This is a genomic window from Pseudomonas sp. S3E12, assembly GCF_001702295.1.
Taxonomy (GTDB): domain Bacteria; phylum Pseudomonadota; class Gammaproteobacteria; order Pseudomonadales; family Pseudomonadaceae; genus Aquipseudomonas; species Aquipseudomonas marginalis.
On the sequence record NZ_MBDT01000005.1, the window covers coordinates 43,483 to 68,521 of the forward strand.

Sequence of the window (25,039 nt, forward strand, 5' to 3'; positions counted from 1 at the left end):
GGGCGTCAAAAGCGGCCTACCCTCGGGATAGGCCGTGTGGCTCAGGCAATCAGAAGTCCCAGCGCGTGGTCAGCATGAAGTGACGCGGTGCGCCATAGATGGCGGAGTTGTAGAAGCCCACGTTGGTGTAATACGGCTTATCGAACACGTTATTGAGGTTCAGCGTGGTCGACAGGTTTTTCGTGAATTGGTAGCGCGTCATCAGGTCCACCACCCAGTAGGATTCCTGGGAAAATTTCTCGGTGGTGTCTTTGGGGCTGTTGTAGATGTCCTGCCACACCGTGTTCTGCCAGCGCAGGCCGCCGCCGACGCTGACTTTGTCCAGCTCGCCCTTGAGCTTGTAGATCGTGAACATGCTCACTTGATCCTCGGGCTCGAAGGTCGAGATTTTTTTGCCGGCGTCGTCGCGTACCACCTTGTGGGTGTAGCCACCCTGCAACTGCCAGCCTGGAGCGATTTCGCCGGACAGTTCCAGTTCGTAGCCCTTGGTCGTCGCGTCGGTGCCCTTGAAGGCAAAGTTGGGCGGTGTCGGGGTCTGGTTGTTGTACGCATCGTCGGGCAGGGAGCGGTTGCTTTCCTTCACCTCGAAGTACGCCAGGCTGGCGTTCAGGCGACCGCCGAGGAACTCACCCTTGAGGCCCACTTCATAGTTCTCGCCTTCGTCCGGGTCAATCAGCTTGCGGTTACGGTCGAGGTTGTAGCTTTCCTGGGGCATGAAGACATCGGTGTAGCTGACATAGGCCGACAGGTTGTCCGTGAGGTCATAGATGGCTCCGGCATAGGGAATGAAACGTCCGGTTTCACGGTAGGTATCGGTGCTGCCGGTCAGGGTGTAGTCGACCACGCGCCCGCCGAGCAACAGTTTCAGGTCGTTGCTGAGGTTCCAGCGGGTGGTGAGGTACATGCCGGTCTGGCGAATGGTGTCGTCGGTGACTTGGGAGGCCACGCCCCAGTCGGGCTTGGCCAGGTTGCCATGCCAGTTGACGTAGTCGACCAGGTTGGCGGTGGGGAAGGTTTCGTCCCAATAGCCCTTGCCCTTCCAGTGGGCGGTGCTGATGGATCCACCGATCACCAGGTCATGTTCACGCCCGAGGAAATTGAACGGGCCGCTGATATACAGGTCGGCCGAGTCGCTGGTGGTTTCGCCCTTGTAGCGCTGGGCGTTGATATTGGCGGTGCCGTCCGCCGCCGGCTGGTAGAACTGGATCGCACCCATCTGGGCGTCGTAGCCGTTGAGCTTGTGGTCCAGTTGCAGTTTGGTCACCCAGCCGTCGCCGAGGTCGTGCTCCAGGTTCGCGAACACCGTACGGGTGTATTGCTGCCAACTGCTCCAGTCAGTGGCATTGCTGAAGGAGCGCTTGGCATTGTTCAACTCGCCGGCATGGTTGAACAGCGGGAAACTGCCGGACCAGGTGGAGCCTTTGGGTTTGCTGTCCTGATAATCGGCGCCCACGGTGAGCAAGGTGTCGGGTGACAGGTCGAATTCGAGAATGCCGTAGAACACCGAGCTTTTGTTCGAGTAGCGGTCGATCCACGACTTGTTGTCCTGATAGGCCGCCACGGCACGCCCACGCACATTGCCGGTTTCGGTCAGCGGGCCGCTGACGTCCACTTCCGTGCGGTAGTGATCCCAGGTGCCCGCCGCCGTGGTGATGTGGCCGAGAAATTCCGCCGTAGGTTTCTTGCGCACCAGGTTGATGGTGCCGCCCAGGGAACCGGCGCCGCTGAGCAGGCCGGAGGCGCCCTTGAGCACTTCGACCCGGTCATAGATCGCCATGTCGCTCAGGGTGTTGCCCGCCGAATAGGCCACGTTGCGCACGGCTGAGGGAATACCGTCGTACTGGAAATTGTTGATCGAAAAACCGCGCGAGTAGTAATTGCTGCGGTCGGTGTCGTAGGCCGACACGGTAATGCCAGGGGTATGACGCATCACGTCGTCGACACTGTCGAGGGCGAAGTCATCCATGTGCTGGCGGGTGACGACACTGATGGACTGCGGCGTTTCACGCGGGCTCAGCACCAGGCGCGTGGCCGTGGCGATGGTGCCCGGGGTGTAGGAGCCGGTGCCTTCGGTGACGGTGCCCAGTTGGTTGCTGATCACGGTGGTGGTGCCCAGTTGCAGGGCCGCGCCGGGTTGTGCGGTGCGGGTCAGTATGACCGCGTTGGGACCATTGAGCTCGAAGCTCAGGGGCGTGCCTTTGAGTAACTGGGCCAGCGCCTCCAGGGCGGTCATGCGGCCGCTGACGCCAGGCGACTCGACGCCTTGGGCCAAGTCCGCCGCATAGGCAATTTGCAGCCCGCTCTGCACACTCAATTGATCCAGGGCATTGACCAGCGACTGACGCGCTATGGCAAAGCTGCGGGTATCTGCTGCTTCACGAATGGCCGGCTTGCCCGCCGGTTCCACGGCAACCGCAGTGCTGCACGCCAGGCAGACGGCAAGCGCAAGAATGCTACGGGCGTGGGTCGGATTGAGTGCTGGAAAGTGCATGTGAGCCCCGTTAGAAATAGGAATGATTTGCAAAGGCAAAGTTCTTGACGGGTTGAAGCTTCGAAAGCCGTAAAACTTTTTGCGACGGGGTCAGGGGCTCTGTATCAGCGAATAATCAGGATGCCACCCGGCAGGCGCTGGACGTGGGTGGAAGTGACTCTACTCAACGCCTGCACGATCGCCTGGGGGTCATCCAATTGGTAATTGCCGCTGACCCGCTCACCGGCAGCGGTATCGTTCAATAGCAGGATCGGTGAGGGATAATAGCGACGGATCTCTGACAACACCTGTGCCAGCGGCGCGTTCTGGAACGACAGCCGTCCGTTGATCCAGGCCATCTGTTGTTCACCGCCGTCCAGGGACAGCGGTTGCAGATGCCCACCCAGCAACTGTTGCCAGTTGCCCGCCTGCAACAGGCTCTGTTCGCCCTTGCGGTTGGCGAAGCGCACCTGGCCTTGTCGCACGGCGACGGTGACGCCCGCGTCGCGCTGGCTGACGCTGAATTGCGTGCCGACTACGGTCACGCTGGCCTCGGCGGTTTCGATGCTGAGAGGGCGCTCTGAGTCGTGTGCGGCTTCGACGTAGAGCTCGCCGCGCAGCAGCTTGATGCGGCGATGGGCGCCGTCGAAAGCGATGCTGATGGCGCTGTGGCTGCCCAGCACGATGTGCGAGCCGTCCTCCAGGTCAAAGCGTTCCAACTGCGCAACGTCGGTCATGTGGTCAGCCTGCAGGCGCATCGGCACATCGGTCATCCAACCGATGCCCAGCGTGATCAATACGGCAGCGGCGGCAGCCATAAAGCGTGTCTTGCGGTGCGTGGCAGCTTGCGGGGCAGGGGGCAATTCCAGGTCGCCGGCGAGGTTTTTCAAGGCTTGCTCGAAGGCGCGGCTTTCCCACAGCGCGGCAAGTTCCGCATACGCCGTGGCGTGCCGGGGATCCGCGTCGCGCCACTGCTCAAAGCGCTGGCGGGTGATGGGGTTGCGCACCGTTTCATCGCGCTGGGCGAACCAGTCGGTCGCCTGCTTACGTATGGCATCGGGGGTGTCGGCGCGATCAATCATGGTAGGTCGTTTGCTTGACGCAGGCAGTGAGGGCTTGGCGCAGATCTTTTTCCACCGTGCTCAACGACACCTGCAGGCGTTGGGCGATCTCGCTTTGGGACAGGTCATGCAATCGATGCAATACCAGGATTTGTTGCTGGCGTTTGGGCAAGGTAGCGAGCACCTGTTGAAACTGCAGCAGTTGTTGTTGGCCCTGGGCCTGGCTCTCCGGACCGGGTGCCGTGGTGGGCACCTCGACAACCAGGCTTTCGGCCAGATGGCACTCATAGCGCCTTTTACTGCGCACACTGCGCAGATGATCAAAGGCCAGGTACTGCGCAGTTTGATAAAGAAACGGCTTCAAGTGTTCGATAGGGCGAGCGTACAGTGCTTTCGCCACCTTCAGGTAGGTTTCCTGGGCCAGGTCCTCCGCCTGGCTCGAACAGCCGACGACGCGCGACAGCATACGGATTAACGCACTGCGCTGCCCGATAAAAACGGCGCTGAGTTTTTCCTGATCCCCTGGCGTCCCTGTCTCCATGGCCCCGATACCCTGATGCGGCGTTGCGCGAATAGCAGGCATACTAATGAGAAGCTGTCTCATTTAATAGGGTGGTGGGGGATTTGTTTGGTGGACAGTCCTGCCAGGCATCTCCTGGGTTCGACCGGCGCGTCAGCCCAGCCGCAACACCATAGCCCCGCCGGCAATGATGCACGCAGCCATGATGCGGCGGCGGGTCAGCCGCTCTTTGAGCACCAGTGCCGAGATCACCACGCCGAACAGAATGGAGGTCTCCCTGAGCGCCGAAACCGTGGCGATCGGTGCCGCCGTCATTGCCCAAAGTGCCAGGCCGTAGGACACGACGGTGCCGAAGCCACCGATAACACCTGGGCGCCAGTGGCGCGCCAGATAGCGGCAGAATTCGCGCCGCCTGACGGCAAATGCCCATACGGCAAGCGCGAGGCCGGTGAGCAGGAATATCCACAACGTATAGGCCGCCGGGGCGCCGGATTTGCGCACACCCACACCATCGATGAGGGTGTAGCCGGCGATGACCGCCGCGTTGACCAGCGCCAGGAGCATCCCTTTTCGCTGACCGATGCTGGGGGCGGCAGCCATGCTCAAAATACCGATGCAGATGATGGCAATGCCGAGCCAGGCGAATGAGGACAAGGATTCGGACAACAGTCCCACGCTCGCTGTCGCCACCAGCAACGGCGCGGTGCCGCGCATGATCGGGTAGGTCTGGCTCATGTCGGCAATGCGATAAGTCGAGGCGACCAGCACGAAATACACCACCTGCAAAATCACCGACGCACCGATGAAGGGCCAGCTTTCCTTGGCCGGCAGTTCCAGAAACGGAATGACCGTCGCTGCGATCAGCGATGCAATGGACGCGATCATGCAGGTGGTCAGGAGCTTGTTGTCACCGCCCTTGACCACGGCATTCCAAGTGGCGTGCAACGCAGCGCCCAGCATGATGATTGCGAACACATCAAGGCTCATGAAGGGACGTCCTATTGGCTAAGTTCTGTATCCAGGAGGGGGCTGCGAGTATGCCCCAGGCACTTTCTTCAAGGCATAAAAAAACGGTCTACCTTTCGGTAAGCCGTTATCAGTACCGGGTTACGCGTCAATTGAGGGCAAATGCTGTTCGATTACGCCTGGTCGCCCCATGCCCGGATATGTTTCAACGCCAGGCGTTATCGAGTAGCCCTGAATGAGATTGTTGCTCAGAACACCTGCAACAGTCGAACGTTGATGCGGGCGCTTTCCTTGAAGCCATTTTCCACCTCAAGGTCGCGCCCGAGCGCCACCAGCAGTTGCGTCTTCGGGCGGATGAAGTAACTGCCACCCACGCTGATTTTTCGTTGCCGAGCTTCGTCGTCGCTGTCAACGCCATTGACTCGGGTCTCACCGCCCCAGGTCTGCGACAGGCCGACGAAAGCGTTGGCTCCGGGGGTGAACTGGTAACGCAAATATCCCTGCCCCTGGTAGAGCTGTTTCTGCTTGAGCGTGTCGCCGGCAGCGCCGTAGTTGTCGTTCTTGCCGTGGAACATGACGTCGCCGGTCAAGTCGACATACCAATTGTCGGTCAGCCCTTTGACGAAACCTACCTGCAAATCAAACTTCCAGCGGTTTTCCCCCAGATTGAGCGGGCGGTCGTGGCTATAGCTACCCGTTGGAAGGTACAGATAGGGTGCTATGGCTAGATAAGTGCGAGACGCTGAGTCGTTGATCAACCAGACTGGTGCGGCCAGGATAACGTCACCTACCCCGCTGGTCTTGCCCAGTGCACTCGTGTCGCGCCCGGCATCCAGCCGGCCGAACGGTACCAGGATCTGGGGGCCTACCGTCAGCCCGCCAATCGTGGTGTAGTGCACCAGCCTCCCGATACCGACATCCGAGACCAGCCGAGGATCCCGCGCCGTCTGCCGTCCCTGGGCATAGAGTTTGTTGCGCTCGGCATGCTGCAGGTACAGCAACCCCGCCGTCGTACCCTCCGGCGCCGGGACGAAATCACCGATGTCCACATCGATGGCCCGCGCGGTCATCGGCACCATCGTGACCATCGGTAGACAGGCCAAGGCCAATACCTTGTTCATGCTGCTCAGGGGCGAGTGGGTACCGGCCTTTGACACGTGGCCGGTCCTGCGGGCGACGCTGGAGAATGCTTGGGTCATTACGGAAGTCCTCTCTCGAGTAGTCATCTGTCATTGATCGGTCGGCGAAGTGCGGCGACACAGGACAACGCGGCAGTGCGCATGACAAAGATAGGGGGGACGCGCCCCAAGTCGCTTTGTTGGGGCGGTCATTCGTTGTGCTGGGAAGGACAGCTGCTCGGCGCTTACGCCTCGTGGCACGGGGGCCGCTTCAACTGCGTGCCTCTGCACCGGCCATGGCGTCGTAGGTCGGCGAGCGCAGCAGCGCATGGAGTTGCCGGCGGCGGACCCCCATGTTGCCGCCGTCGTACAGGGGAAAACACAGCGCGTCCTGCATCAGGCCGGCCAACGGGTAGAGGTCGGTGTAGGCATCGACACCGACAACGCGCATGGCATCGTAGACAGCCTGAACGCACAGTTCCGAACAGTGAACCTTGGTGATGATGGCCAGTTCGCGGCTGCGTCCCTGGGTGATATCGAGCTGGTGACAGGCTTTCCAGGTCAGGTAGCGCGCGGCCTCGATGCGCATCTTGATATCGGCCAGCATGAAGCCAACGTTCTGGTGCTCAATCACAGGTACCGTGCCGGAGCGCTTGTCGGTGCGGGCAAACTTCAAGGCGACGTCGAAGGCCGCGCGCATCACACCTACGCAGGCCGCGCCGATGAGCGCCGCAGTCCAGGAGAAGGCATCTTCCACCATGGCAATGCCATCGCCCGGCTTGCCCACAATATTGGCCGCCGGCACGCGCACATTGTTGAAATGGATGCGCGGCGAGATCGTCGCGCGATGGCCGACGGTATCGAGAAAGCCCGCGATCTCGATGCCCTGGGCGCTGCCGGGCACCATGATGACCGCCAGCGATTGCTGCGGCGGCAGGGCCGCATCGGTGCGGCATATGACGCTGTACAGGTGCGCGCCCTTGCCGTCCCAACCGGTGCCGTTGGTGGTGTAGTGCTTTGCGCCGTTGATGACCCATTCGTCGCCTTCGAGACGGGCGAATGTCTGCACGCCGGCGGAGGGGTCGGGACTGTCGTAGTTAGCGCCTCCGGTGACCTCAGTGAACGCCAGGGCGGCCAGGCGCGAGCCATCTTCGACGAAGTCCGGCAGGAAGCGGCGCTTCTGCTCCTCGGTGCCGTGGTGCAGCACCGCGTGCAAACCCAGGCCGGTGCCCAGCAAGGCCGAAGGCAAGTTGACGTCGGCGGCGGCGAGTTCTTCGGCAGCCAAGGCAAAATCCAGCGTGGTCAGGGCGCTGCCGCCGAACGAGGTTGGCAGCAACGCCTTGATGAAGCCGGCGTCGACCATTGCATCGTAGAACGGCCGCGTGGCGTAGAACCGGTCTTCCGGTCGCGCGATTGGGGCGATGGTGGGGGCGACCTTGCTGAGGACTTCGGCGGCGAAGGTTCGCGCGCTTGCCTGTAAAGCCTTCTGTGATTCGGTGAGCTGGAAATCGATAGCCATGGGAAGCGACCTTTCTTGCGGTGGGTTAGGTAACGGACAACCCATCGTAGGCAGCTGGCCTGCCTCGGTCTCGCTGGAGCGTGCAAGCCCAATTGACGATTTGCGCAAGGGCACAGGGCTTTCCCGACTGAGGTCGTGCCTTCTGCAGAAAGAGCCTGTAGCGGGTGAATGCCCCCTTGGTTCTGGCGCGGACTTTGCGTCTTTCTGCCGCAGGTCACATGGGTTCAGTCCTGCGCCTGTTTATCCGGCGGAAACTGCACCGGCATGACGCATTCGCATTCCCGCCGTGCACAGCGCAGGCACAAGCGAAAATGCCGTGCCAGGGTGCCTGCAAGCCCATCAACCGACGACTTGCCTTTGCGTGCAAGACCAGTTGACGATCTGTGCAACAGGAGGGACCACATGACACGTCTGAGCGGCCCGCCATACCGTGACATTGGCTCAGAAATCAGTCGCTGGCTTGCGCTCGCGATGATTGTCTTTTGCGCCACTGAGGGGTGACCGCAGGATGCAAATCTGGACTACCGAAGCGTGCGTGCAGCGTGAAAGATTCAGCTACTGGCGTGAGGTCCTCTGCGAAGCCTTCGTCTCGCTCAATCCCATCCTCAAGCAAGAGCATGCAGGATCGGACTTCACGGGCGAGGTAAGCTCCCGGCCCCTCTCCATGAGCGCGCAGACCCGCGTGTTTTCCCGTGCGCAGTTCGTCCAACGACGCTGGGATGAAATCCGCCGCAACCCGGTCGAGTTCTGCTTCGCGAACTTCCAGTTGGAAGGGTCATGCGTGGTACGTCAGGATGGGCAGGAGACACTGGTGTTGCCCGGTGACTTCTCCGTCGTGGACTCCACGCGTCCCTACTTTCTCGATTTCAGGGAAGATTGGCGCGTGCTGTCATTCCGTATACCCAGGGAGCAACTGGTGTCCAGGCTCGCGGCACCGCGCCAGGCGACAGCGCGCTGCGTCAGCGGACAAGCGGGGCTTGGATTGGTCGCGGCTCGCTTCGCCCGCTCACTTGAACAGATGGACGCCAGCGTCGGCCTACAGGCGCAGCATGGGCTCAGCGCCGCGCTCAACTGTGTCATCGCCGTCGCGCTGGGCGCCACGCTGGAGGCGCAGGAGCAGGACCGGGTGCCGCTGCGGACAGCCTTCCGCCAGGCGGTCGAAACCTATATAGCCGATCATTTATCTGAGCCCGGGCTCGGGCCGGACCTGCTTGCGGCGCGATTCAAGGTCTCGCGCCGGACACTCTATGGCCTGTTCGAGGAAGAGCCATTTTCCGTCAGTGGCCTGATCCGGGAGCTGCGCTTGCGGCACAGCGCGCGCGATCTCTGCAGTTCCGGCCATCCTGGCGTGCTCGCCGTAGCGCTGCGCTGGGGATTTAACGATGCCTCGCATTTCTCGCGGTTGTTCAAGCAGCGGTTCGGGATCTCCCCGCGCGGACTTGCAGCCAGCGTCGAAGGTGAAGCCAAACCAGGAACGAACAGTTGTGGATCGGTCCAGGATCTTCTGATCAGGTGAAGACAAGGTTCAGGAACTACAAAGGCGATCAAGGTACGAGGTGCCGGGGTGGGATGGGATGGGATGGGATGCGGCGCAGGGTGACCTGCGGTCATCTGTTGGTAGTCCCCGTTCATCACGGCGCGTTTCGCCATGAATATGGAGCCAGCGGTACTCCCCGGACTGACTTGCGGGGGCTATTTCTGAAAAGCATCAACTACCTCCAGTTTTGCTCACGAGGTGTTGAGGTCGTTCTCGCTCTTGATGCCCCGAGCATCGCGGTCTTCGAATGCCCGGGGACAGTCTGGCTTGGACTGGCGTCTGTCGACTCAGGCGGCCTGGTACAGACGGCGCTCGACCAGCCTGCTGTTACGCAGGCGATGCGTTGCCTTGGCACCGGCCAGCACGGCCAGGTCCAACAGCGGTTCGAGGATGACGACGGTCATGTAGGCACTGCCGAAGGTCAGGACCGACAGTGCGTTCTCTGCCGTGAAGCCCTTCCCGTAGAAAGCCCAGAAGGCAACCCAGGCGACGATGCCTGACTGGAAGGCCGTCGACAGGCCCAGTGCCTGGCGATAGCCCAGATCAACATAGGGCGTGTTTGGCGCGATGATACGCCGCGCCAGGGCAGCAACTGCCAACAGCGGTACCAAAAGGGTGGTGACGTTCATGCCGTATTGCGGCAGGTCGAATGGGGCGAAGAACAGACCCTGGATTAACAGCCCCAAAGCGAGACCTACTGCTGCAGGTGCTGCACCGAACAACAGGAACAGCGTCGAGCCGAGTATGAGATGCACCTCCGAGACGCCAACCGGATGATGCGGTAGCAGTTCAAAGAAGCCAAACACCAGCGCCGTGGCGGCGACGGCGCGAACTACCAGCGAGACGGCACCGCGTTCGCCAATGGCGTCCGCAACGAGTTTGACGGTGTAGGTGCCGACGCTTGCGGCGGTAATATAGCTCAGCCAGAGTTTTCCGGCTTCCACGAGGCCAGGTTCGATATGCATGACGATGACTCCTTGGCCGCCTCTGCGGCTTGCTAGGTAAAAAAGGACAACAAAAAACTGCTCCTCCCTCAGTTAGAGGCTCGGCTGATCGCCACGGGCTCGCGATGCGGCAGATGCTCACCGGTGTGCCCGTGGGCCGGTGGACAACTTGCATTGAGCAAAACCACCGGTTGTCCATGGGGAGTATTCAGGTAGGCCTGCCTCCATTCCTCGCCCCGCTGGACGATGTCCTCCATCCCGGTCAGGCCGAGGGTGGTGACCATTCTTTCCATGGCTGTGATCCATTGCCGGTAATAGGCGTCATTGACGCTTTCTCCGGGTTGCGCCGGGGCAGCCTTGATCTCTTCGCTGAATACCTGCACCCAGTCCTTCCAGGGAAACACGCCGGCTTGGTGCAAGTGCACCAGCAGGGAAAAAGCCTGAGCCTGCCAAGGCTTGTCGAACAGCGGGCCTTCATCGTCGAGAGGGAGGCCGACGGCCTTGTAGTCGTGGTGCATGCTCGTGTTCATACGGCCTCCAGGTAGTTGTCCCATAGGTCGATGCACACACTGTCCGGTCGCCGTACTCCCCACAATTCTTCGGCACTGAAGCGTACGGCATAGACCTGCTGCGGCTGTTCGCCCAAACCATGGGCCATCGTGTCCGGGGTAGCGAACGCGCCATGTGCAATCACGATTGTGCCGACCTTACCGCGCGCGTAGCGTGGCAGCCGGGTGTGATTGGTTGGGTTGAGGCACTTCGTCCGCACCCGGTCACCGACTCGGAATTGGCCGGGGACATCTTCTTTTGCCCGCGACGAGGCGCCGCCGAGCACTACGGCGTCGACGATGTCCGGAGTTAACACCGTGACGGGCTGTGTCGGTGGGGTTGGTTTGGCCGTACCCAGCAGTTCGGCGGTGCTGATGATGCCCTTTTCTGTCAGCAGGGTCTCGAAGGCGTGCAGCCAGTGCTCGTAGTAGCTCGACTGCAGGTATTCGGCCGGCTTCATGCGTTCGATGGCGTGGCGGAATTCGTCGACGTTGAAGTACCCGCCGACGAAGAGCGAGGCGAAGAGCGGAAAAACCCTGCGCTCCCAATCATGATGGAAGATGGGTTCGTGCTCTTCCGTGAGCACTGGGCCGAAACCATGCATGCCGCCCAGGTCGTGTATACCATTCATGGGTTTTCTCCTTTTCAGGTTCAGGCTACTTGATTCGGATTCTTAGGCAGTCCGGTACCGATCATGGCGTCGCGAGTCACGAGTTCGACCAGTTGTTCCTCGTTCCAGCCATCAGTACCCGCCGGACGTTCCGGCAATACCAGATAGCGCAGCTCAGCGCTGCTGTCCCAGACGCGAACTTCCTTGTCATCAGGAATCGTCAGACCGAACTCCGCCAGCACGCCGCGCGGGTCAATGACTATCCTCGAGCGATAAGGTGCGGATTTGTACCAGACCGGTGGCAGGCCCAGGGTCGGCCACGGGTAGCAGGAGCACAGTGTGCATACCGTCACGTTGTGCACGGTCTGGCTGTTCTCCACGACCACCATGTCTTCACCCTGAACCCCAGAAAAGCCCAACTCGGCGATGGCTGCGGTGCCATCTTCCAGCAGCCTGTGTTTGTACAGAGGGTCGAACCAGGCTTTTGCTATGACCTGGGCGCCGTTTCTCGGGCCGACCTTGTGTTGGTAGGTGTCCACCAAAGCATCCATGGCTACGGGATCGACCAGACCCTTTTCCGTCAGCAGGGACTCGAGTGCTTTGACGCGTAGCGCTATGGCCTCCGGTGGCTCAGTGTGGTCGTGATCGTGATGATGTTCGTGCGTATGACTCATGTCTTTGCCCCCTCTGAAGTTGGTGAAATCGCTCCCTGCATTACTCGACGAGTGCAGCAATACCAGTATCCGGCGCCAGCTTTTTCACAGGTTACTTCCCTCGTTTCGGCCAAATTACCCCAACGCTTTTCATTCCTTTGGCGGGGTCCATTTCGGGGTGTGCGAGTACTACGTCGCGGTAGGAGGGGCTACCAATCACGGCGGGTTTAAACTTGATCAGAAAGTCATTGACCTCTTTGCGCAGGTCCGGTGCCAGATCGTAGTCGTTGTAGCATTCCTCAAGACAATCGAGCACGGCTTGCCAGTGCACCTCGGTAAGACCCATTCCGCGATGCGCGGTGACCATGTCCCTACCTCGGTATTTGGCGCTGCCACCCCAATGTTCAGAAAGGAAATCGACAAAGTTGATGTGTTCCTTCTGGAATGTTGATTCGGACATGTGGGCCCAGATATGGCCGATAGCGGGATGTCCCATGGTCTTCCTCAAAACTGCACCTGCGAACTGATAAATGACGTCGTAGCCCCCAAGACGCGCATAGAGGGAGGGCTGTTGTTCCACGGATGGTTGCTGGTCGGTCATGATGCGGTTTCTCCGTTTCGGCTGGGGACGATCTCATTCGCTCAATGTCGTGTTCCGCACGGTTGATAAAGGCGCGAGAACTGGCGACGAATCCAAATTAGAGCTGCTGTCGAGCGCACGCTTTGCTGGCAAGGACAATCGCTTGGTCTAGACGGACAACGGCTTAGAAAAACCGTGCTTGCAGCAGACGCAGAATGCTGACATCGGAACTGGTCCTGCGGCCATGGGTGTAGATATGGTCCGTGACTGGGGTTCCTTTATTTATGGTCCGTGACTGGGGTTCCTTTATTTCTGTCTTGACCGGACGGTTCGCTGTTCTAGATCTCCGTGGACGTTGGTGTTTTACGATTGCTCCCATTCCATCGGCGTTGCAGCACCAAGGTCCCGAGTTGCAGCAGGTAAGTGGCAAACTCTTCGGGTGCCATGTCCCATCTGTGTAAAAACCAGGATGAATCGGATAGTCGCTGCTGTTCTCGTAGACGCATGAGACACCTCGTCATTTGTGTTTGTAGGGACACGGCATGGAGTGAAAGTTATCTAGGGGAGATGAGGTGTGCTTGGTTCGAATGGACAACCGTTTGGTTAAAAAGGACAGGTATAGATGTCCGGCATGCCAGTGGGCAGCGATGGTGCGGGGGGAGGGGATAGGGATAGACAGAGATAAACGGCCAGACACAAGAAAGCCCGCACTAGGCGGGCTTCTTGATGTTGTTTAGAGACTCATGGAGACATCTGTAAACAGGTACTTGGTGGCTACACAGGGACTTGAACCCCGGACCCCAGCATTATGAATGCTATGCTCTAACCAACTGAGCTATGTAGCCAAGTGGCGCGCATTATTCGCGTAGAACGGGAATGCGTCAAGCATTTATTTTGAATTTTTATCTACGCTTTCAATTGTTTATCGGAAACGCGCGAGTTGGGCGACGAGTGGTTGATGATTCGCTGCTTCTGTGAAGAGACCCCCCTGGCGCCAGGCAGTCCCTCGACTACCGGGCAAAGCAGCTCATTGATCCTGCCTGCAACTGGACTGATCGCTCAAGAGGCTTGGGGCTGACGTTCGGTTTTGGCGGGATCGGTGCGGTGCTGTCAGGGTGATTGGTGATCTTCCTGGCACGTACGAAAAAGGTCTGTTCGGTTGGGCAGATATCCCTGTCGCCCAACGCTTGGCCAGTCAGCCGGATTTACGATTGAAACGGGTTCTGGGTGGTGCGCTTGAGCTGTTCGCGTGCTCGCGACAGGCGTGAGCGAACGGTGCCGATGGGGATGTCCAATACATCGGCGGTGTCCTGGTAGCTGCCGTCGGTTTCCAGCGAGGCGTACATCGTCCTGCGCATTTCCGTCGGCAGGTGGTCAATGGCGCTCAGGGTGTTCTCCAGGCGGCGGTTGATCTCAAACTCCCAATCCAGGTTGTTGTTTTCTTCCTGTCCATGCCACAACGACTCATCAAATTCGCAATGCACGGGTTTGGCATACATGCGCCTGAAGTGGTTGCGAATCAGGTTCTGTGCGATGCCGCACATCCAGGTGCTGAGCGAGGCGTTGCCGCAGAAACGCTCGCGGTTGCGCCAGGCTTCCAGGTACGTCAGTTGCAGAAGATCATCCGCATCTTCCGGGTTGAGTACGCGCTTGTGAATGAAGCGCCTGAGTTTTTTCTGCTGGTCGTCTGTCAGGTGATGCATGAATTGAGGCGAGCTGCCAACGAGGTGAGCTAAAGCTTCAATGGGGAGATTCATGTTTTTTTTCCTTAGGGTAGACGCAGTCGAGCGGGTGTCGACAGGTCCCTTTAGCACTCCCTGTGCCAAGCGGAAAAAATTCGTAACCTTATGATTTATATATATAAATATTTTGAATTGATGCGTTTTTGTGCAGTGATTTGCACGGAGCACTGAAGGCTTTTGCAAGTTTTTTCAAATTCGTATTGAGAAAGGATTTCGATGGAACTGCATGGGGAGCCGTTGCCACACAGGGAAACACTCTTCCTGTACTGGCGTGTCCATGAAAGTCGAATCCAACAACGATGTGCAAACAATCCGCCCCCTGGATCAGGCGGCTATCAGTCATGCCTCAGTTCCCGCACCCGCGAAGGGAATCGATGAGCTTGCACATCTGTTCGGCCAGGAGGTGGAGCTCAACAGCCGAGCGCTGAGCGGCCGGAAGATGACGTTGCGCGTGCCCCCCGTCGAGCAGCTTGCGCAACTTTATGATCAGTTGGGCCATCCGGCCAAGAAGACGCTGGCGTTCCTTTCGCTACTCTTCAGGCAGCAATTGCAGGGCAGACCTACTGTCGAAAAATTGCTGAAGCTTGCGGACGGGGACCCGGCGCGTGCGTTTGTGGTGCTCAAGCATGTGGTGGCCAAGGCTGGCAGCGAGGCCCGTCAGTCCGACGCTACGTTGGCGCGCGATGCCATTGCCAGGCTTGAGGCCCGTTTCAAAGGGGAGATCCAGGCAGGCCTGAACATTGCCTTGGCGTTGCAGTCGGCCGGGGTCGACCCGCAGGAGCGCCAGGCACTGCGTATGCTCTACTACGCCAATGTGGTCACGCGCCAGTCCCTGTCGACGATGATGCAGGCTTTGCTGGGTGTATACGGTGGTGAGCAGTTCCACGTCGGGCTCCAGGTGATGCGTAAGGCGTTGGCGGATGACATTGCGGCCAAGGTGTCGTCAATGCCCACGCCCCTGTTGCGCACTTTGCTGCAGGGCCTGCGAGACTGCGGGCAGTTGAGCTCCGTGTTGGCTGGGTGCAATGAGTTGATCGGGCGCTTGGGCATCGAACATGACGCGGTAGGCTTGTTGCAGCGTCTGCTGGCTTACGCCGGCGGTGGCATTGAGGCTGCTGAGGCACTGCGACTGGCGAATGATCTGGGAGGGATCTCATCCCTCCAGCAACTGCTAGCCCTCCAGGCGATTTACCCATTGTTCAAGCAGTTGCCCTTGGCCTTGTGGTCTGACAATCAAGTACGACGGGATACCTTGGCTCGGCTTGTGACGGTGGTGGATGAACTGGACCGGCATATGCGCGGGCCTACACGACATGCCGGTGAGCCGAGGACCATGACGTGACCGCTCTGTCGGCCATCAACCGTGTATTGCTCAAAGTGGCACAACGCGCCGAAGTGTTGGGCGCCGTGGTGGTCATGGCCATCGTATTCATCTTTATTGTGCCGCTGCCCACTTGGCTGGTGGACATTTTGATCGCCCTCAATATCTGCATTTCGTGCCTGTTGATCGTGCTTGCGCTCTACCTGCCGGGCCCCCTGGCGTTTTCGTCGTTTCCGTCGATCCTGTTGTTGACCACCATGTTTCGACTGGCCCTGTCGATTGCAACCACGCGTCTGATCCTGCTGGAGCAGGATGCGGGTGACATCGTCGAGGCCTTCGGTAATTTTGTGGTGGGGGGCAACCTGGCAGTGGGGATGGTGATTTTCCTGATCCTGACCCTGGTTAACTTCCTGGTGATCACCAAAGGCTCGGAGCGGGTTGCCGAGGTCGCGGCACGGTTCAGCCTGGACGCGATGCCGGGCAAGCAGATGTCCATCGACAGTGACTTGCGTGCCGGTCTGATTGACGGCACACAAGCGCGGGACAAGCGCGAGCAGTTATCCCGTGAGAGCCAGTTGTTCGGCGCGATGGATGGGGCCATGAAGTTCGTAAAGGGCGACGCTATCGCGGGGTTGATCATCGTCGTGGTCAACCTGTTGGGCGGCTTCTCTACGGGCATGTTCCAGCACGGCTTGAGCGCTGCTGAATCAATGACGTTGTATTCGGTGCTGACTATCGGCGACGGTCTGATTGCACAGATTCCGGCGCTGCTGATCTCTCTGACCGCCGGCATGATCATCACCCGCGTGGCGCCGGAGGGGCGTAAGGGCATCAGTAACATGGGTGCCGAAATTGCCCGGCAAATGACCAGCGAGCCCAAGAGCTGGGTCATCGCTTCGGTGGGCATGCTCGCGTTTGCGATAGTGCCCGGTATGCCGACCGGGGTATTTATCCTTATTTCGCTGATAACCGGCAGCCTGGGGTATTACCTGATGCGCCAGCGTCAGCGACAGGCAGAGCCCGCGGCCGCAGTCGCCGAAGCCGTGCGTCCCGAAGAGAACGGAAAAGAGGACTTGCGCGGGTTCGATCCGTCGCGCCCTTACCTGTTGCTGTTCCCTCCGGTTTTGCGTGGGACGCCTGAGGTGACGGAGCTTATTCATGGGATTCGTCAGGCCCGAAATGCACTGGTTGCCAATATCGGTCTGACCCTGCCGCCCTTCGAAGTCGAACTCGATGACTCGCTGGCCGCCGACGAAATGCGTTTTTGTGTGCATGAAGTGCCGATGGTCAAGGCCTCGGTTGTCAACTATCTGGCCGTTGAGCGTAACGCCTTGACGGTCGAGCCTGAGCACGGAATACCCGGGCTGGCTGAGCGTGATGAACAGGACTGGGTCTGGCTGGCACCGGATGATCCATTGCTCGATGACCCGCAATTGGAACGCTTTACCGCGACCAGTCTGATCATCGAACGCATGAAGCAGGCCATGATGCTCAGCGGACCGCAGTTCCTGGGGATCCAGGAGAGCAAGTCGATCCTCAGCTGGCTGGAGCACAACCAGCCGGAACTGGTGCAGGAACTGCAACGAATCATGCCGCTGTCGCGGTTTTCGTCAGTATTGCAACGCCTGGCCGGTGAAGGCGTGCCGCTGCGCGCCGTGCGGTTGATTGTCGAATCGCTGATCGAGTATGGCCAGCATGAGCGTGAGCCGGAAGCATTGGCCGACTACGCGCGTATTGCGCTCAAGGCGCAGATTTTCCATCAATACAGCGAGGCCGACGGCCTGCATGCCTGGCTGCTGTCACCGCAGTCTGAAAACATCCTGCGTGAGGCATTGCGCCAGACCCAGACCGGGGTGTTTTTCGCGCTTGACGACGACCACAGCGCCGCGTTGATCACCCTGCTCAACCAGGCCTTTACCTTAAGGGCCAAGCGCAAGAGTGTGCTGTTGGTGGCGCAGGACCTGCGTAGTCCCTTGCGTACCTTGCTGGTGGAAGAGTTCAACCATGTCCCGGTGCTGTCGTTTGCTGAGTTGGGGAGCACCTCCAAGGTCAAAGTGCTGGGGCGCATTGACCTTGGCCAGGACGAGCTGATGCGTGGTGCAGTGGAATGAGTATTGGGCCATGACCAGCGTGGAGGTCTCGCTGATGTTTGAGTTAAGGGTGCTTGACGGGCTGCGCCAGGGCGCTGCGTTGCCGTTGTTTGGGGAGCAGTGGAGCATTGGCGCTCACGCGGACGCCGACCTGATGTTGAACGACCCGGGAGTCGTCGAGCAGCATGCGCGCCTGCAGCTTATTGACTCCAACTGGTTGGTGCAGGCCGAAGCGGGGCTGTTGCGAGACCCCGAAGGCCAGGTACTGGCGCAGATCGCCAAGCTGGAACTGAATGTGCCGTTTTCAGTGGGAGGGGTGCGTCTGTGCGTCACCTTGGCCGAGGAGCCTTGGCCCCAACCCGCAGCCCCTGTGACGGTAGCGCCGCCGCCGGCCCATGAGCCTGCGCAAGCGATGAAGTTATCGTCAATCTCGCAGTCGCAGCAAAAGCGCCTGATCAGCCTGGTGTTGGTGGTAACGGCAATCCTCGTGGCCGTGGGCACGGTCTCCACAGGGGAGCGTGAAGCGCAGGCTTCGCTGATGCCGCCCGTGGTTCAGAAACAGGAGCTGGCTTCGCCTTTTGAAGTACGCCAGCAGCTGTTGAAGATGCTCAGCGAGCGTGAGTTGAGTCAGCGGGTCACCTTGCAAGTGATCAATGGCCAGGTGGCGCTCAGCGGAGATGTTTCCCAGGACGACGTGGAGCTGGTAGCGCGCATGCTCAGCCGTTTTGGTGAGCAATTCGACAGCTCGGTACCGGTGATCAGCCGTGTGCGTGCGCGCGACGGCACATTGCCATTTAGGATTGTGCAGATCGTCGGCGGGCCGAACGGTCACGTGGTCCTGGAAGAGGGCGGCCGACTGTTTGTGGGCGACGAAGTGGAAGGGCTGCGATTGGTGCTGATCGACAACAGCAAGGTGGTCTTCGACGGCGCGCAGCGTTACGAGGTGCGCTGGTGAGTGCGGATTTGCAAGCGCGTCTTGAAGCCTGGCAGCAGCGCCAGTCCCAGTCATTGAGCAACTTTGCACCGGTGACGATGCGTGGCCGAATCCAGCGCGTCAACGGCATGCTGCTGCAGTGCCGGCTACCCCAGGCGCGTATCGGCGACTTGTGCCAGGTGGAAAAAAGCCCGGGTGACTACATGCTCGCCGAGATCATCGGCTTCGATCAGCAGGATGCGGTGCTCAGTGCCTTGGGTAATTTGGAAGGCGTGCGGGTAGGTGCTGGAGTGGAGCGCCTTGGGGTATCGCATCGGGTCCAGGTCAGCGAGGCCCTGTTGGGACAGGTGCTGGATGGTTTCGGCCGGCCGATTGCGGGGCAGGGCGTGAGTGCGTTTGTCGAGGCTGACTTACCGGATACCAGTGCGGTGTTATGTGAAGCGCCGTTGCCCACCGAGCGGCCGAGGATTAACCGTGCACTGGCCACCGGCGTGCGTTCGATCGATGGCCTGATGACGATTGGCGAGGGGCAGCGAGTAGGCCTGTTCGCCGGGGCCGGTTGTGGCAAGACCACCTTGCTGGCCGAGATCGCGCGTAACGTCGAGTGCGATGTCATCGTATTCGGGCTGATCGGCGAGCGGGGGCGGGAGCTGCGTGAGTTTCTCGACCATGAGCTCGATGACCAGTTGCGCGCCAAGGCGGTACTGGTGTGCGCCACCTCCGATCGCTCCAGCATGGAGCGCGCCCGAGCCGCGTTCACGGCCATGGCATTGGCCGAAGGGTTTCGGCGCAAGGGGCAGCGGGTATTGCTGCTGATTGACTCCTTGACCCGTTTCGCCCGGGCCCAGCGTGAGATCGGCCTGGCTGCCGGCGAACCCCTGGGGCGCGGAGGTTTGCCCCCTTCGGTATACAGCCTGCTGCCACGACTGGTGGAGCGTGCCGGGTTGACGCGTGACGGTGTGATCACCGCGATCTATACGGTGCTGATTGAGCAGGACTCCATGAACGATCCGGTGGCCGATGAAGTTCGCTCGCTGCTCGATGGGCATATCGTGCTGTCCCGCAAGCTTGCCGAGCGTGGGCACTACCCGGCGGTGGATGTGTTGGCAAGCCTTTCACGGATCTTGAGCAACGTCGCAGAGCCGGAAGACATCCAGGCGGGTACGGCATTGCGACGGTTGTTGTCGGCGTACCAACAGATCGAGCTGATGCTCAAGCTGGGGGAGTATCAACCCGGCAGCGATGCCCTGACCGATCTGGCGGTGGACAGCCGTCAGGCGGTCGACGGGTTCCTGCGCCAGGACTTGCGTGAGCCTTCGCCGATGGTGACGACGCTGGAGCAACTTAAGGAGCTGACCGCCCATGTCCCATTCTGATGTGCTTCTCGGCGAAGTCGAGACGCTGCGGCGCCTGCGCAGGCACAGGGCTGACCGTGCCGAGCGCGCCTTGCGTGAGGCCAGGCGCGCCCAGCAGGCCCTGCTCGTGGATATCCAGCAGGCTAAGGATGCGCTTGAGCAGACTCGGCAGGAGGAGGCTCGGCAAAGTGCTGAATTGCTCAGTCAGCATCAGGGGCAGGTGCTGAGCCTGAAGGCCTTGAAATCCTGGGGCGCACAGGAACGAACGTTATCTGCCAGTACCCGGCGGGACCAAGGCCAGCTGGCGCAATTACAAGGCCAGCAAGACGAAAAGGAAAGCCGCGTCGGGAGTGCTCAGAAACACGTCACCGAGTGTCTGCGGCAGGTGGAGAAGCTTCAGGAGTTATCCCTTCTTCTGGCCCAGGAGCCGACATGACCCAGGTTTCAAATAAACCCGTTGAGCGCCCACGTCCGCGTGAGGTGCGTGAGGAGCGGGAGCCGGGCGCTACGGGCGTAGTGTCTTGGGAACAAGGGCGACTGTTCGCTCAACTGTTTGCCGATAACGATGAAGGCACTGGATCGGGAGCTTCCTTATCGGGAATCAAGGCGTCGGCCGGTGCCTCCATGGTCGAGGCCCTTACCGAGCAATTAGCCCCTCGCATACAGGCTGGTTCCCAGTGGCCGCTGCAGGCGGTGTTGTACTTGCCTCGGCTGGGGCGGATCAATGCCAGCGTTCGCCGTGAACAGAGTGCCTGGAGCATTGAACTGGAAGCGGAACATGACGCCACGGCGCGTTGGCTCAGCGGCGTGCGGCAACAGTGTGAGGACCGGTTCTCGGCAGTGCTGGGGTTGCCGGTCAACCTGCTTGTGCCTAGTACTGGCTGCGCATGAAAGTGCCGCACTTGACCTTTCCCTTGATCAAGAGCGACACGGTTGCCGCACGCCGTCGACTGGGGCGCGGCTTGCGCCTGGCGTTTCAGGTCGCCGGCGAGGACGGCGAGCTGCGGCTGGAACCTGGACGGGCACCAGCAGGTGCCGAGGCGTTCTGCTTCGAAACCGTGTGTGGTGTCCTGGCGCTCGCGGAAGCGGGGCCGTTGCTCAGCCTGCTGGGCGAATGCCCGGTGACATTGGCCCCGTCCGGCAACGATCCGGAGTCCTGGTTCTGGGCTTTGTTCCAGCATCACCTGAGCCCGCAGGTGAGTGCGTTATTGGGGGATATCCGATTGCTGGAGACCGACCGGCCCAAGGGGTTTGGTTGCCGGCTCAGCGTAACCCTGGGGGCGTCGCGGGTTGTGGGCTATCTGTGGCTGGCCCCTGAAACGTTCCTGGCATTGTGCGACGCCGGGCCATGGCACGCCACTGCCGGGCCGATGCCGGCGCGGTTCCAATTGGCAATTGCCGTGACCCTTGGGCGTTTGCAGTTACCGATTGCACAGGCTCGTAGCCTGCGTACCGGTGATGTGCTGGTGCTTGAACAGACCTTTTTTCAAGCCGAGGGCAGCGGCTACATACAGGTTGGCAAACAGCGGCTGCATGGCTGCATTGACGATGCCACTGGTGCTTTGTGCCTGACCCTTACTTCTATCGAGGACACGTCCATGGACGAAGATTTTGCAGCGCCCCATTATTCGGAATACGAGGAAGGGGAGCCCGTGGAGGATGTATTTGGCCATGAGCCGTTCGATGAGTTGAGCATGGCGCTGAATGTGCGCTGCGGAACGCTGAACCTGACATTGGGTGAGCTGCGTAATCTCGCACCCGGCTCGGTGCTGGGTATTGCCGGTTACGCCCCAGGTATGGCGGGCCTCTATTATGGCGACCGCCCCATCGGCCAGGGACAGTTGGTGGAAGTCGACGGGCGCCTGGGGTTGCAGTTGTCCCGCGTGATGTTCGGTCGATGACGCTTCAGGGGATCGACCCCCTCATTCTGGCCGTATTCCTTGGGGCGTTGTCGTTGATGCCCATGTTGTTGATCATCTGCACGTCGTTTTTAAAGATTGTCATTGTGCTGATGATCACCCGCAATGCCATTGGTGTGCAGCAGGTACCCCCTAGCATGGCCATCAATGGCATCGCGCTGGCGGCCACGCTGTTCATCATGGCTCCGGTGGGTTACGAGATTGCGGAGAGCGTCAAAGCTTCCCCTCTGGACATGAGCAATGTGCAAACATTTCTGCAAACGGGAAATGAAGCCATCAAACCGTTGCGTGCCTTCATGCTGCGCAACGTGGACCCGGATGTGCTGACGCACCTGCTGGAAAATACCGCGCGGCTGTGGCCCGCACAGATGGCGCAGGAGGTGCAACGCGAGGACCTGATCCTGCTGATTCCGGCCTTCGTGCTGTCGCAGTTGCAGGCAGGGTTCGAGATCGGTTTCCTGATCTACATTCCCTTCATTGTGATCGACCTGATCGTCTCCAATCTGCTGCTGGCGCTGGGCATGCAAATGGTCTCGCCGATGACCATTTCCCTGCCGCTCAAACTGCTGTTGTTCGTGCTGGTGTCCGGCTGGTCGCGGCTGCTCGACAGCTTGTTCCTCTCCTATCTCTGAGTGGCTTATGGAACCGATCGTGCTGTTCAAACAGGGCATGTTGCTGGTGGTGGTGTTGTCGGCGCCACCGTTGATCGTGGCGGTGGTGGTGGGTGTGCTGACATCCCTGGTGCAGGCACTGATGCAGATACAGGACCAGACGCTGCCCTTTGGCATCAAGCTGGTGGCGGTGGGTATCACGCTGATCATGACCGGGCGCTGGATTGGCGTGGAGTTGATCCAACTGATCAACCTCACCTTCGAGATGATCGGCCGCTCGGCCCTGAACTGAGGCCTCGCCTGTGCTGCTCTATCTCGAATTCCTGCCCAGCCTCTTGATCGGCATGGCGCGTATCTACCCCTGTGCCTTCCTGGTGGCGGCGTTTTGTTTTCAACACATACGCGGCATGCCTCGGCATACCATTGTGATGGTCATGGCATTGCTGCCCGCGCCGGGTATCCATGCGGCACTGGAGGGGCAGGATTACTCAGCGCTCATGCTCGGTGGGTTGGTGCTCAAGGAGGTGGCGCTGGGGTTGTTGCTGGGAGTGTTGCTGGCGATGCCGTTCTGGATGTTCGAGGCGGTGGGGGCGCTGCTGGATAACCAGCGCGGTGCGTTGGCCGGTGGTCAGCTCAATCCTTCACTGGGGCCGGATGCCACGCCCATCGGGCACTTGTTCAAGCAACTGGCGATTTTTCTGCTGATGGTCAGCCTGGGGTTGGGCGCGTTGACCCAGGTGATCTGGGACAGCTACCTGATCTGGCCCCCCACCGTGTGGTTTCCGCTGCCTGCGCCTAATGGCATGAGTGTATTTGTCGGCCTGCTGGGCGATACCTTCACGCACATGATGCTGTATGCCGCGCCTTTCATTGCGGTGCTGTTGTTGCTGGAGTTCGGTATTGCGCTGCTGGGGGTCTACAGCCAGCAATTGCAGGTGAGTACGCTGGCACCGCCGGTCAAGAGCCTGGCAGGTATTGGTATTGTGCTGTTGTACTTTGCCCTGCTGCAGGACCTGATTGTCGGGCGCATGCTCCAGTTGGGCGACCTGAAACACTCGCTGGGGCTTCTCTTCAAGGCCTCAGTACCATGAGTGACTCGGGGGAGAAAAAGCACCCGGCCTCAGTCAAGAAACTGCGCGACCAGCGCAAGAAGGGCCAGGTCGCCCAGAGTCAGGACGTCCCCAAGTTACTGGTACTCACGGCTATCAGTGAGATAGCCCTGTTAACCGCCGAGACCAGCCTTCAGCGCTTCCAGCAATTGATGGTGTTGCCGATGTCGCGCTTGAGCCAGCCGTTTGTACGCGCGTTGGAAGAGGTGCTGGTTGAAGGGCTGGTCATGTTTGCTTCGTTTGCCCTGTTGATGGTCGGAGTGGCGATCACGACGAAGCTGATCAGCAGTTGGATGCAATTCGGGTTGCTGTTCGCCCCGGAAGCGCTGAAGCTCGATTTCAATCGCCTCAACCCGGTCAGCCAGCTCAAGCAAATGTTCTCTCCCCAGTCGGTGATGAATCTGTTGATGAGCATCGCCAAGGCGTTCCTTATCGGCCTGATTGTGTACCTGGTGGTCTGGCCTTCGCTGGGGGTATTGATCAATTTGGCAAACAGCGATCTGCAAAGTTACCTGCTGGCGCTGATCGCCCTGTTCCGCCATCTGCTGCACGCCTGCCTTGGTTTGCTGCTGGTGTTGGCCCTGATCGACCTGGCCTTGCAGAAGCACTTCTTCGCCAAACGCATGCGCATGACCCAGGTCGAGGTCGTCAAGGAGTACAAGGACATGGAAGGCGACCCCCATGTGAAAGGCCAGCGCCGCTCGTTGGCGTACCAACTGGCCCAGGAGGAGCCGAAGGTCAAGCTGCCCAAACTGGAGGAGGCCGATATGTTGGTGGTCAACCCGACGCACTTTGCGGTCGCCTTGTACTACCGGCCCGGTAAGACGCCGCTGCCGTTACTGATCAGCAAAGGCACCGACGCCGAGGCCCGCACGTTGATCGTACGAGCCAAGGCCGCCGAGGTGCCGGTGATCCAGTGTGTGTGGCTGGCCCGCACGCTGTATACGAAACAGCTCGGCGCAAGCATTCCTCGCGAAACCTTACAGGCCGTTGCGCTGATCTACCGCACCTTGCGCGAGCTGGATGACGAAGCCAAGCGCGAAACCCTGGAGTTGCCGGAGCTTGAGCGGCGTTGATCAGCGACTGGAAGATGCGTCCAGGGCACCGAGGTTGGCCAGCGATAACATCCGGCTGAGAGTCTTGTCCAGCGTGTTACGCGCTGCCGGCAGCGCGTGCCAGATCACCAGGGCGTACTGGGCATCGAGGTAGATGAAAAAGCCATCGTATAACGACGCGTATTCAAAGCGTCGCTCCAGCACCCATTGCAGTTGCCCGGTTTGCTGCGCTTCACGGGCGATATGCAAGGCCACCCCCGGCTGACTGCCGCCTTGCAGCGCGCACAGCTTAATGCCGGGAGCGAGCGGCTGGTGAGCGGCAGCGCCGCTCAACAGACTGTCCAGAAATACCTGGCGTTGTGCGTCGGGCATTTCC

At 60.1% G+C, this 25,039-nt stretch carries 25 protein-coding genes and 1 tRNA gene; 12 read left to right on the forward strand and 14 right to left on the reverse strand.

Annotation, left to right across the window (positions count from 1 at the left end; genetic code table 11):
- Positions 1-49 precede the first annotated feature (49 nt).
- The 6 genes from BB029_RS04940 to BB029_RS04965 form a co-directional block, all read right to left on the reverse strand.
- The gene (locus tag BB029_RS04940; RefSeq protein ID WP_065938422.1) at positions 50-2,491 is read right to left on the reverse strand and encodes a TonB-dependent siderophore receptor; all 2,442 of its coding nucleotides are present in this window, start codon (positions 2,489-2,491) and stop codon (positions 50-52) included.
- A gap of 104 nt (positions 2,492-2,595) precedes the next feature.
- The gene (locus BB029_RS04945) at positions 2,596-3,552 is read right to left on the reverse strand and encodes a FecR family protein (RefSeq protein ID WP_065938423.1); all 957 of its coding nucleotides are present in this window, start codon (positions 3,550-3,552) and stop codon (positions 2,596-2,598) included.
- The gene (locus BB029_RS04950; protein WP_065938424.1) at positions 3,545-4,072 is read right to left on the reverse strand and encodes an RNA polymerase sigma factor; all 528 of its coding nucleotides are present in this window, start codon (positions 4,070-4,072) and stop codon (positions 3,545-3,547) included. The genes BB029_RS04945 and BB029_RS04950 overlap by 8 nt, the downstream gene beginning before the upstream one ends.
- 132 nt (positions 4,073-4,204) lie before the next feature.
- Positions 4,205-5,038, reverse strand: a complete 834-nt coding sequence (locus BB029_RS04955) for an EamA family transporter (RefSeq protein WP_065938425.1) — start codon at positions 5,036-5,038, stop codon at positions 4,205-4,207.
- 227 nt (positions 5,039-5,265) lie between these two features.
- Positions 5,266-6,216: a transporter gene (locus tag BB029_RS04960; protein ID WP_083236335.1), complete on the reverse strand. Its 951-nt coding sequence runs from the start codon at positions 6,214-6,216 to the stop codon at positions 5,266-5,268.
- A gap of 190 nt (positions 6,217-6,406) precedes the next feature.
- A complete protein-coding gene (locus BB029_RS04965) occupies positions 6,407-7,699 on the reverse strand; it encodes an acyl-CoA dehydrogenase family protein (protein WP_218188795.1) in 1,293 nt (430 codons plus the stop codon).
- 463 nt (positions 7,700-8,162) lie between these two features.
- Here BB029_RS04965 and BB029_RS04970 point away from each other — a divergent pair, with 463 nt between their 5' ends.
- On the forward strand, positions 8,163-9,170 hold the full coding sequence (locus tag BB029_RS04970) for a helix-turn-helix domain-containing protein (protein WP_083236336.1): 1,008 nt from the start codon (positions 8,163-8,165) through the stop codon (positions 9,168-9,170).
- A gap of 308 nt (positions 9,171-9,478) precedes the next feature.
- Here BB029_RS04970 and BB029_RS04975 read toward each other — a convergent pair whose 3' ends face one another.
- The 7 genes from BB029_RS04975 to BB029_RS05005 form a co-directional block, all read right to left on the reverse strand.
- Positions 9,479-10,156, reverse strand: coding sequence for an energy-coupling factor ABC transporter permease (locus tag BB029_RS04975; RefSeq protein ID WP_065938427.1), 678 nt, complete (start codon positions 10,154-10,156; stop codon positions 9,479-9,481).
- Between the two features lie 68 nt (positions 10,157-10,224).
- Positions 10,225-10,665 (reverse strand): nitrile hydratase accessory protein, encoded by a 441-nt coding sequence (locus tag BB029_RS04980; RefSeq protein ID WP_065938428.1) that lies wholly within the window; start codon positions 10,663-10,665, stop codon positions 10,225-10,227.
- Positions 10,662-11,315, reverse strand: a complete 654-nt coding sequence (gene nthB, locus BB029_RS04985; protein ID WP_065938429.1) for a nitrile hydratase subunit beta — start codon at positions 11,313-11,315, stop codon at positions 10,662-10,664. The genes BB029_RS04980 and nthB overlap by 4 nt, the downstream gene beginning before the upstream one ends.
- Before the next feature lie 20 nt (positions 11,316-11,335).
- Positions 11,336-11,968, reverse strand: a complete 633-nt coding sequence (gene nthA, locus BB029_RS04990; RefSeq protein WP_065938952.1) for a nitrile hydratase subunit alpha — start codon at positions 11,966-11,968, stop codon at positions 11,336-11,338.
- Between the two features lie 91 nt (positions 11,969-12,059).
- Positions 12,060-12,548, reverse strand: a complete 489-nt coding sequence (locus tag BB029_RS04995; RefSeq protein ID WP_027606923.1) for a group 1 truncated hemoglobin — start codon at positions 12,546-12,548, stop codon at positions 12,060-12,062.
- Between the two features lie 747 nt (positions 12,549-13,295).
- Positions 13,296-13,372 (reverse strand) — tRNA-Met (locus tag BB029_RS05000).
- A 360-nt stretch (positions 13,373-13,732) separates the two neighbouring features.
- Entirely contained in the window at positions 13,733-14,284 is a 552-nt protein-coding gene (locus BB029_RS05005; protein WP_027606911.1) for an RNA polymerase sigma factor, read from the reverse strand.
- 262 nt (positions 14,285-14,546) lie between these two features.
- On the opposite strand from BB029_RS05005, the gene sctW reads away from it, so the two are divergent.
- The 11 genes from sctW to sctU are packed head-to-tail and all read left to right on the forward strand — an operon-like array spanning position 14,547 to position 24,684.
- Complete coding sequence (sctW, locus tag BB029_RS05010) at positions 14,547-15,611, forward strand: type III secretion system gatekeeper subunit SctW (protein ID WP_065938430.1); 1,065 nt, start codon at positions 14,547-14,549, stop codon at positions 15,609-15,611.
- Complete coding sequence (gene sctV / locus BB029_RS05015; protein ID WP_065938431.1) at positions 15,608-17,701, forward strand: type III secretion system export apparatus subunit SctV; 2,094 nt, start codon at positions 15,608-15,610, stop codon at positions 17,699-17,701. The genes sctW and sctV overlap by 4 nt, the downstream gene beginning before the upstream one ends.
- A gap of 34 nt (positions 17,702-17,735) precedes the next feature.
- Positions 17,736-18,635 carry an FHA domain-containing protein gene (locus BB029_RS05020; RefSeq protein WP_065938953.1) on the forward strand — a complete coding sequence of 300 codons (900 nt, stop codon included), beginning with the start codon at positions 17,736-17,738 and terminating at the stop codon, positions 18,633-18,635.
- Positions 18,632-19,990 (forward strand): FliI/YscN family ATPase, encoded by a 1,359-nt coding sequence (locus BB029_RS05025; RefSeq protein WP_065938432.1) that lies wholly within the window; start codon positions 18,632-18,634, stop codon positions 19,988-19,990. The genes BB029_RS05020 and BB029_RS05025 overlap by 4 nt, the downstream gene beginning before the upstream one ends.
- Positions 19,977-20,405 carry a YscO family type III secretion system apparatus protein gene (locus BB029_RS05030; protein ID WP_065938433.1) on the forward strand — a complete coding sequence of 143 codons (429 nt, stop codon included), beginning with the start codon at positions 19,977-19,979 and terminating at the stop codon, positions 20,403-20,405. The genes BB029_RS05025 and BB029_RS05030 overlap by 14 nt, the downstream gene beginning before the upstream one ends.
- Entirely contained in the window at positions 20,402-20,860 is a 459-nt protein-coding gene (locus BB029_RS05035; RefSeq protein ID WP_065938434.1) for a type III secretion system HrpP C-terminal domain-containing protein, read from the forward strand. Before BB029_RS05030 ends, BB029_RS05035 begins: the two co-directional genes overlap by 4 nt.
- Entirely contained in the window at positions 20,857-21,870 is a 1,014-nt protein-coding gene (locus tag BB029_RS05040; protein WP_065938435.1) for a FliM/FliN family flagellar motor switch protein, read from the forward strand. The genes BB029_RS05035 and BB029_RS05040 overlap by 4 nt, the downstream gene beginning before the upstream one ends.
- On the forward strand, positions 21,867-22,520 hold the full coding sequence (sctR, locus tag BB029_RS05045; RefSeq protein ID WP_065938436.1) for a type III secretion system export apparatus subunit SctR: 654 nt from the start codon (positions 21,867-21,869) through the stop codon (positions 22,518-22,520). The genes BB029_RS05040 and sctR overlap by 4 nt, the downstream gene beginning before the upstream one ends.
- Positions 22,521-22,527: 7 nt before the next feature.
- Entirely contained in the window at positions 22,528-22,791 is a 264-nt protein-coding gene (sctS, locus tag BB029_RS05050; RefSeq protein WP_065938437.1) for a type III secretion system export apparatus subunit SctS, read from the forward strand.
- A gap of 10 nt (positions 22,792-22,801) precedes the next feature.
- Positions 22,802-23,590, forward strand: coding sequence for a type III secretion system export apparatus subunit SctT (gene sctT / locus BB029_RS05055; protein WP_065938438.1), 789 nt, complete (start codon positions 22,802-22,804; stop codon positions 23,588-23,590).
- Entirely contained in the window at positions 23,587-24,684 is a 1,098-nt protein-coding gene (sctU, locus tag BB029_RS05060) for a type III secretion system export apparatus subunit SctU (RefSeq protein ID WP_065938439.1), read from the forward strand. The genes sctT and sctU overlap by 4 nt, the downstream gene beginning before the upstream one ends.
- Here the strand turns inward: sctU and BB029_RS05065 are convergent, their stop codons facing one another.
- The gene (locus BB029_RS05065; RefSeq protein ID WP_083236357.1) at positions 24,685-25,035 is read right to left on the reverse strand and encodes a transcriptional regulator; all 351 of its coding nucleotides are present in this window, start codon (positions 25,033-25,035) and stop codon (positions 24,685-24,687) included.
- Positions 25,036-25,039: the final 4 nt, after the last annotated feature.

Coding starts and splice junctions, on each gene's coding strand:
- BB029_RS04940 (WP_065938422.1), bottom strand. CDS start 2,491: ATGCACTTTCCAGCACTCAATCCGACCCACGCCCGTAGCATTCTTGCG.
- BB029_RS04945 (WP_065938423.1), bottom strand. CDS start 3,552: ATGATTGATCGCGCCGACACCCCCGATGCCATACGTAAGCAGGCGACC.
- BB029_RS04950 (WP_065938424.1), bottom strand. CDS start 4,072: ATGGAGACAGGGACGCCAGGGGATCAGGAAAAACTCAGCGCCGTTTTT.
- BB029_RS04955 (WP_065938425.1), bottom strand. CDS start 5,038: ATGAGCCTTGATGTGTTCGCAATCATCATGCTGGGCGCTGCGTTGCAC.
- BB029_RS04960 (WP_083236335.1), bottom strand. CDS start 6,216: ATGACCCAAGCATTCTCCAGCGTCGCCCGCAGGACCGGCCACGTGTCA.
- BB029_RS04965 (WP_218188795.1), bottom strand. CDS start 7,699: ATGGGTTGTCCGTTACCTAACCCACCGCAAGAAAGGTCGCTTCCCATG.
- BB029_RS04970 (WP_083236336.1), top strand. CDS start 8,163: ATGCAAATCTGGACTACCGAAGCGTGCGTGCAGCGTGAAAGATTCAGC.
- BB029_RS04975 (WP_065938427.1), bottom strand. CDS start 10,156: ATGCATATCGAACCTGGCCTCGTGGAAGCCGGAAAACTCTGGCTGAGC.
- BB029_RS04980 (WP_065938428.1), bottom strand. CDS start 10,665: ATGAACACGAGCATGCACCACGACTACAAGGCCGTCGGCCTCCCTCTC.
- nthB (WP_065938429.1), bottom strand. CDS start 11,315: ATGAATGGTATACACGACCTGGGCGGCATGCATGGTTTCGGCCCAGTG.
- nthA (WP_065938952.1), bottom strand. CDS start 11,968: ATGAGTCATACGCACGAACATCATCACGATCACGACCACACTGAGCCA.
- BB029_RS04995 (WP_027606923.1), bottom strand. CDS start 12,548: ATGACCGACCAGCAACCATCCGTGGAACAACAGCCCTCCCTCTATGCG.
- BB029_RS05005 (WP_027606911.1), bottom strand. CDS start 14,284: ATGAATCTCCCCATTGAAGCTTTAGCTCACCTCGTTGGCAGCTCGCCT.
- sctW (WP_065938430.1), top strand. CDS start 14,547: ATGAAAGTCGAATCCAACAACGATGTGCAAACAATCCGCCCCCTGGAT.
- BB029_RS05020 (WP_065938953.1), top strand. CDS start 17,736: ATGTTTGAGTTAAGGGTGCTTGACGGGCTGCGCCAGGGCGCTGCGTTG.
- BB029_RS05030 (WP_065938433.1), top strand. CDS start 19,977: ATGTCCCATTCTGATGTGCTTCTCGGCGAAGTCGAGACGCTGCGGCGC.
- BB029_RS05035 (WP_065938434.1), top strand. CDS start 20,402: ATGACCCAGGTTTCAAATAAACCCGTTGAGCGCCCACGTCCGCGTGAG.
- BB029_RS05040 (WP_065938435.1), top strand. CDS start 20,857: ATGAAAGTGCCGCACTTGACCTTTCCCTTGATCAAGAGCGACACGGTT.
- sctR (WP_065938436.1), top strand. CDS start 21,867: ATGACGCTTCAGGGGATCGACCCCCTCATTCTGGCCGTATTCCTTGGG.
- sctS (WP_065938437.1), top strand. CDS start 22,528: ATGGAACCGATCGTGCTGTTCAAACAGGGCATGTTGCTGGTGGTGGTG.
- sctU (WP_065938439.1), top strand. CDS start 23,587: ATGAGTGACTCGGGGGAGAAAAAGCACCCGGCCTCAGTCAAGAAACTG.
- BB029_RS05065 (WP_083236357.1), bottom strand. CDS start 25,035: ATGCCCGACGCACAACGCCAGGTATTTCTGGACAGTCTGTTGAGCGGC.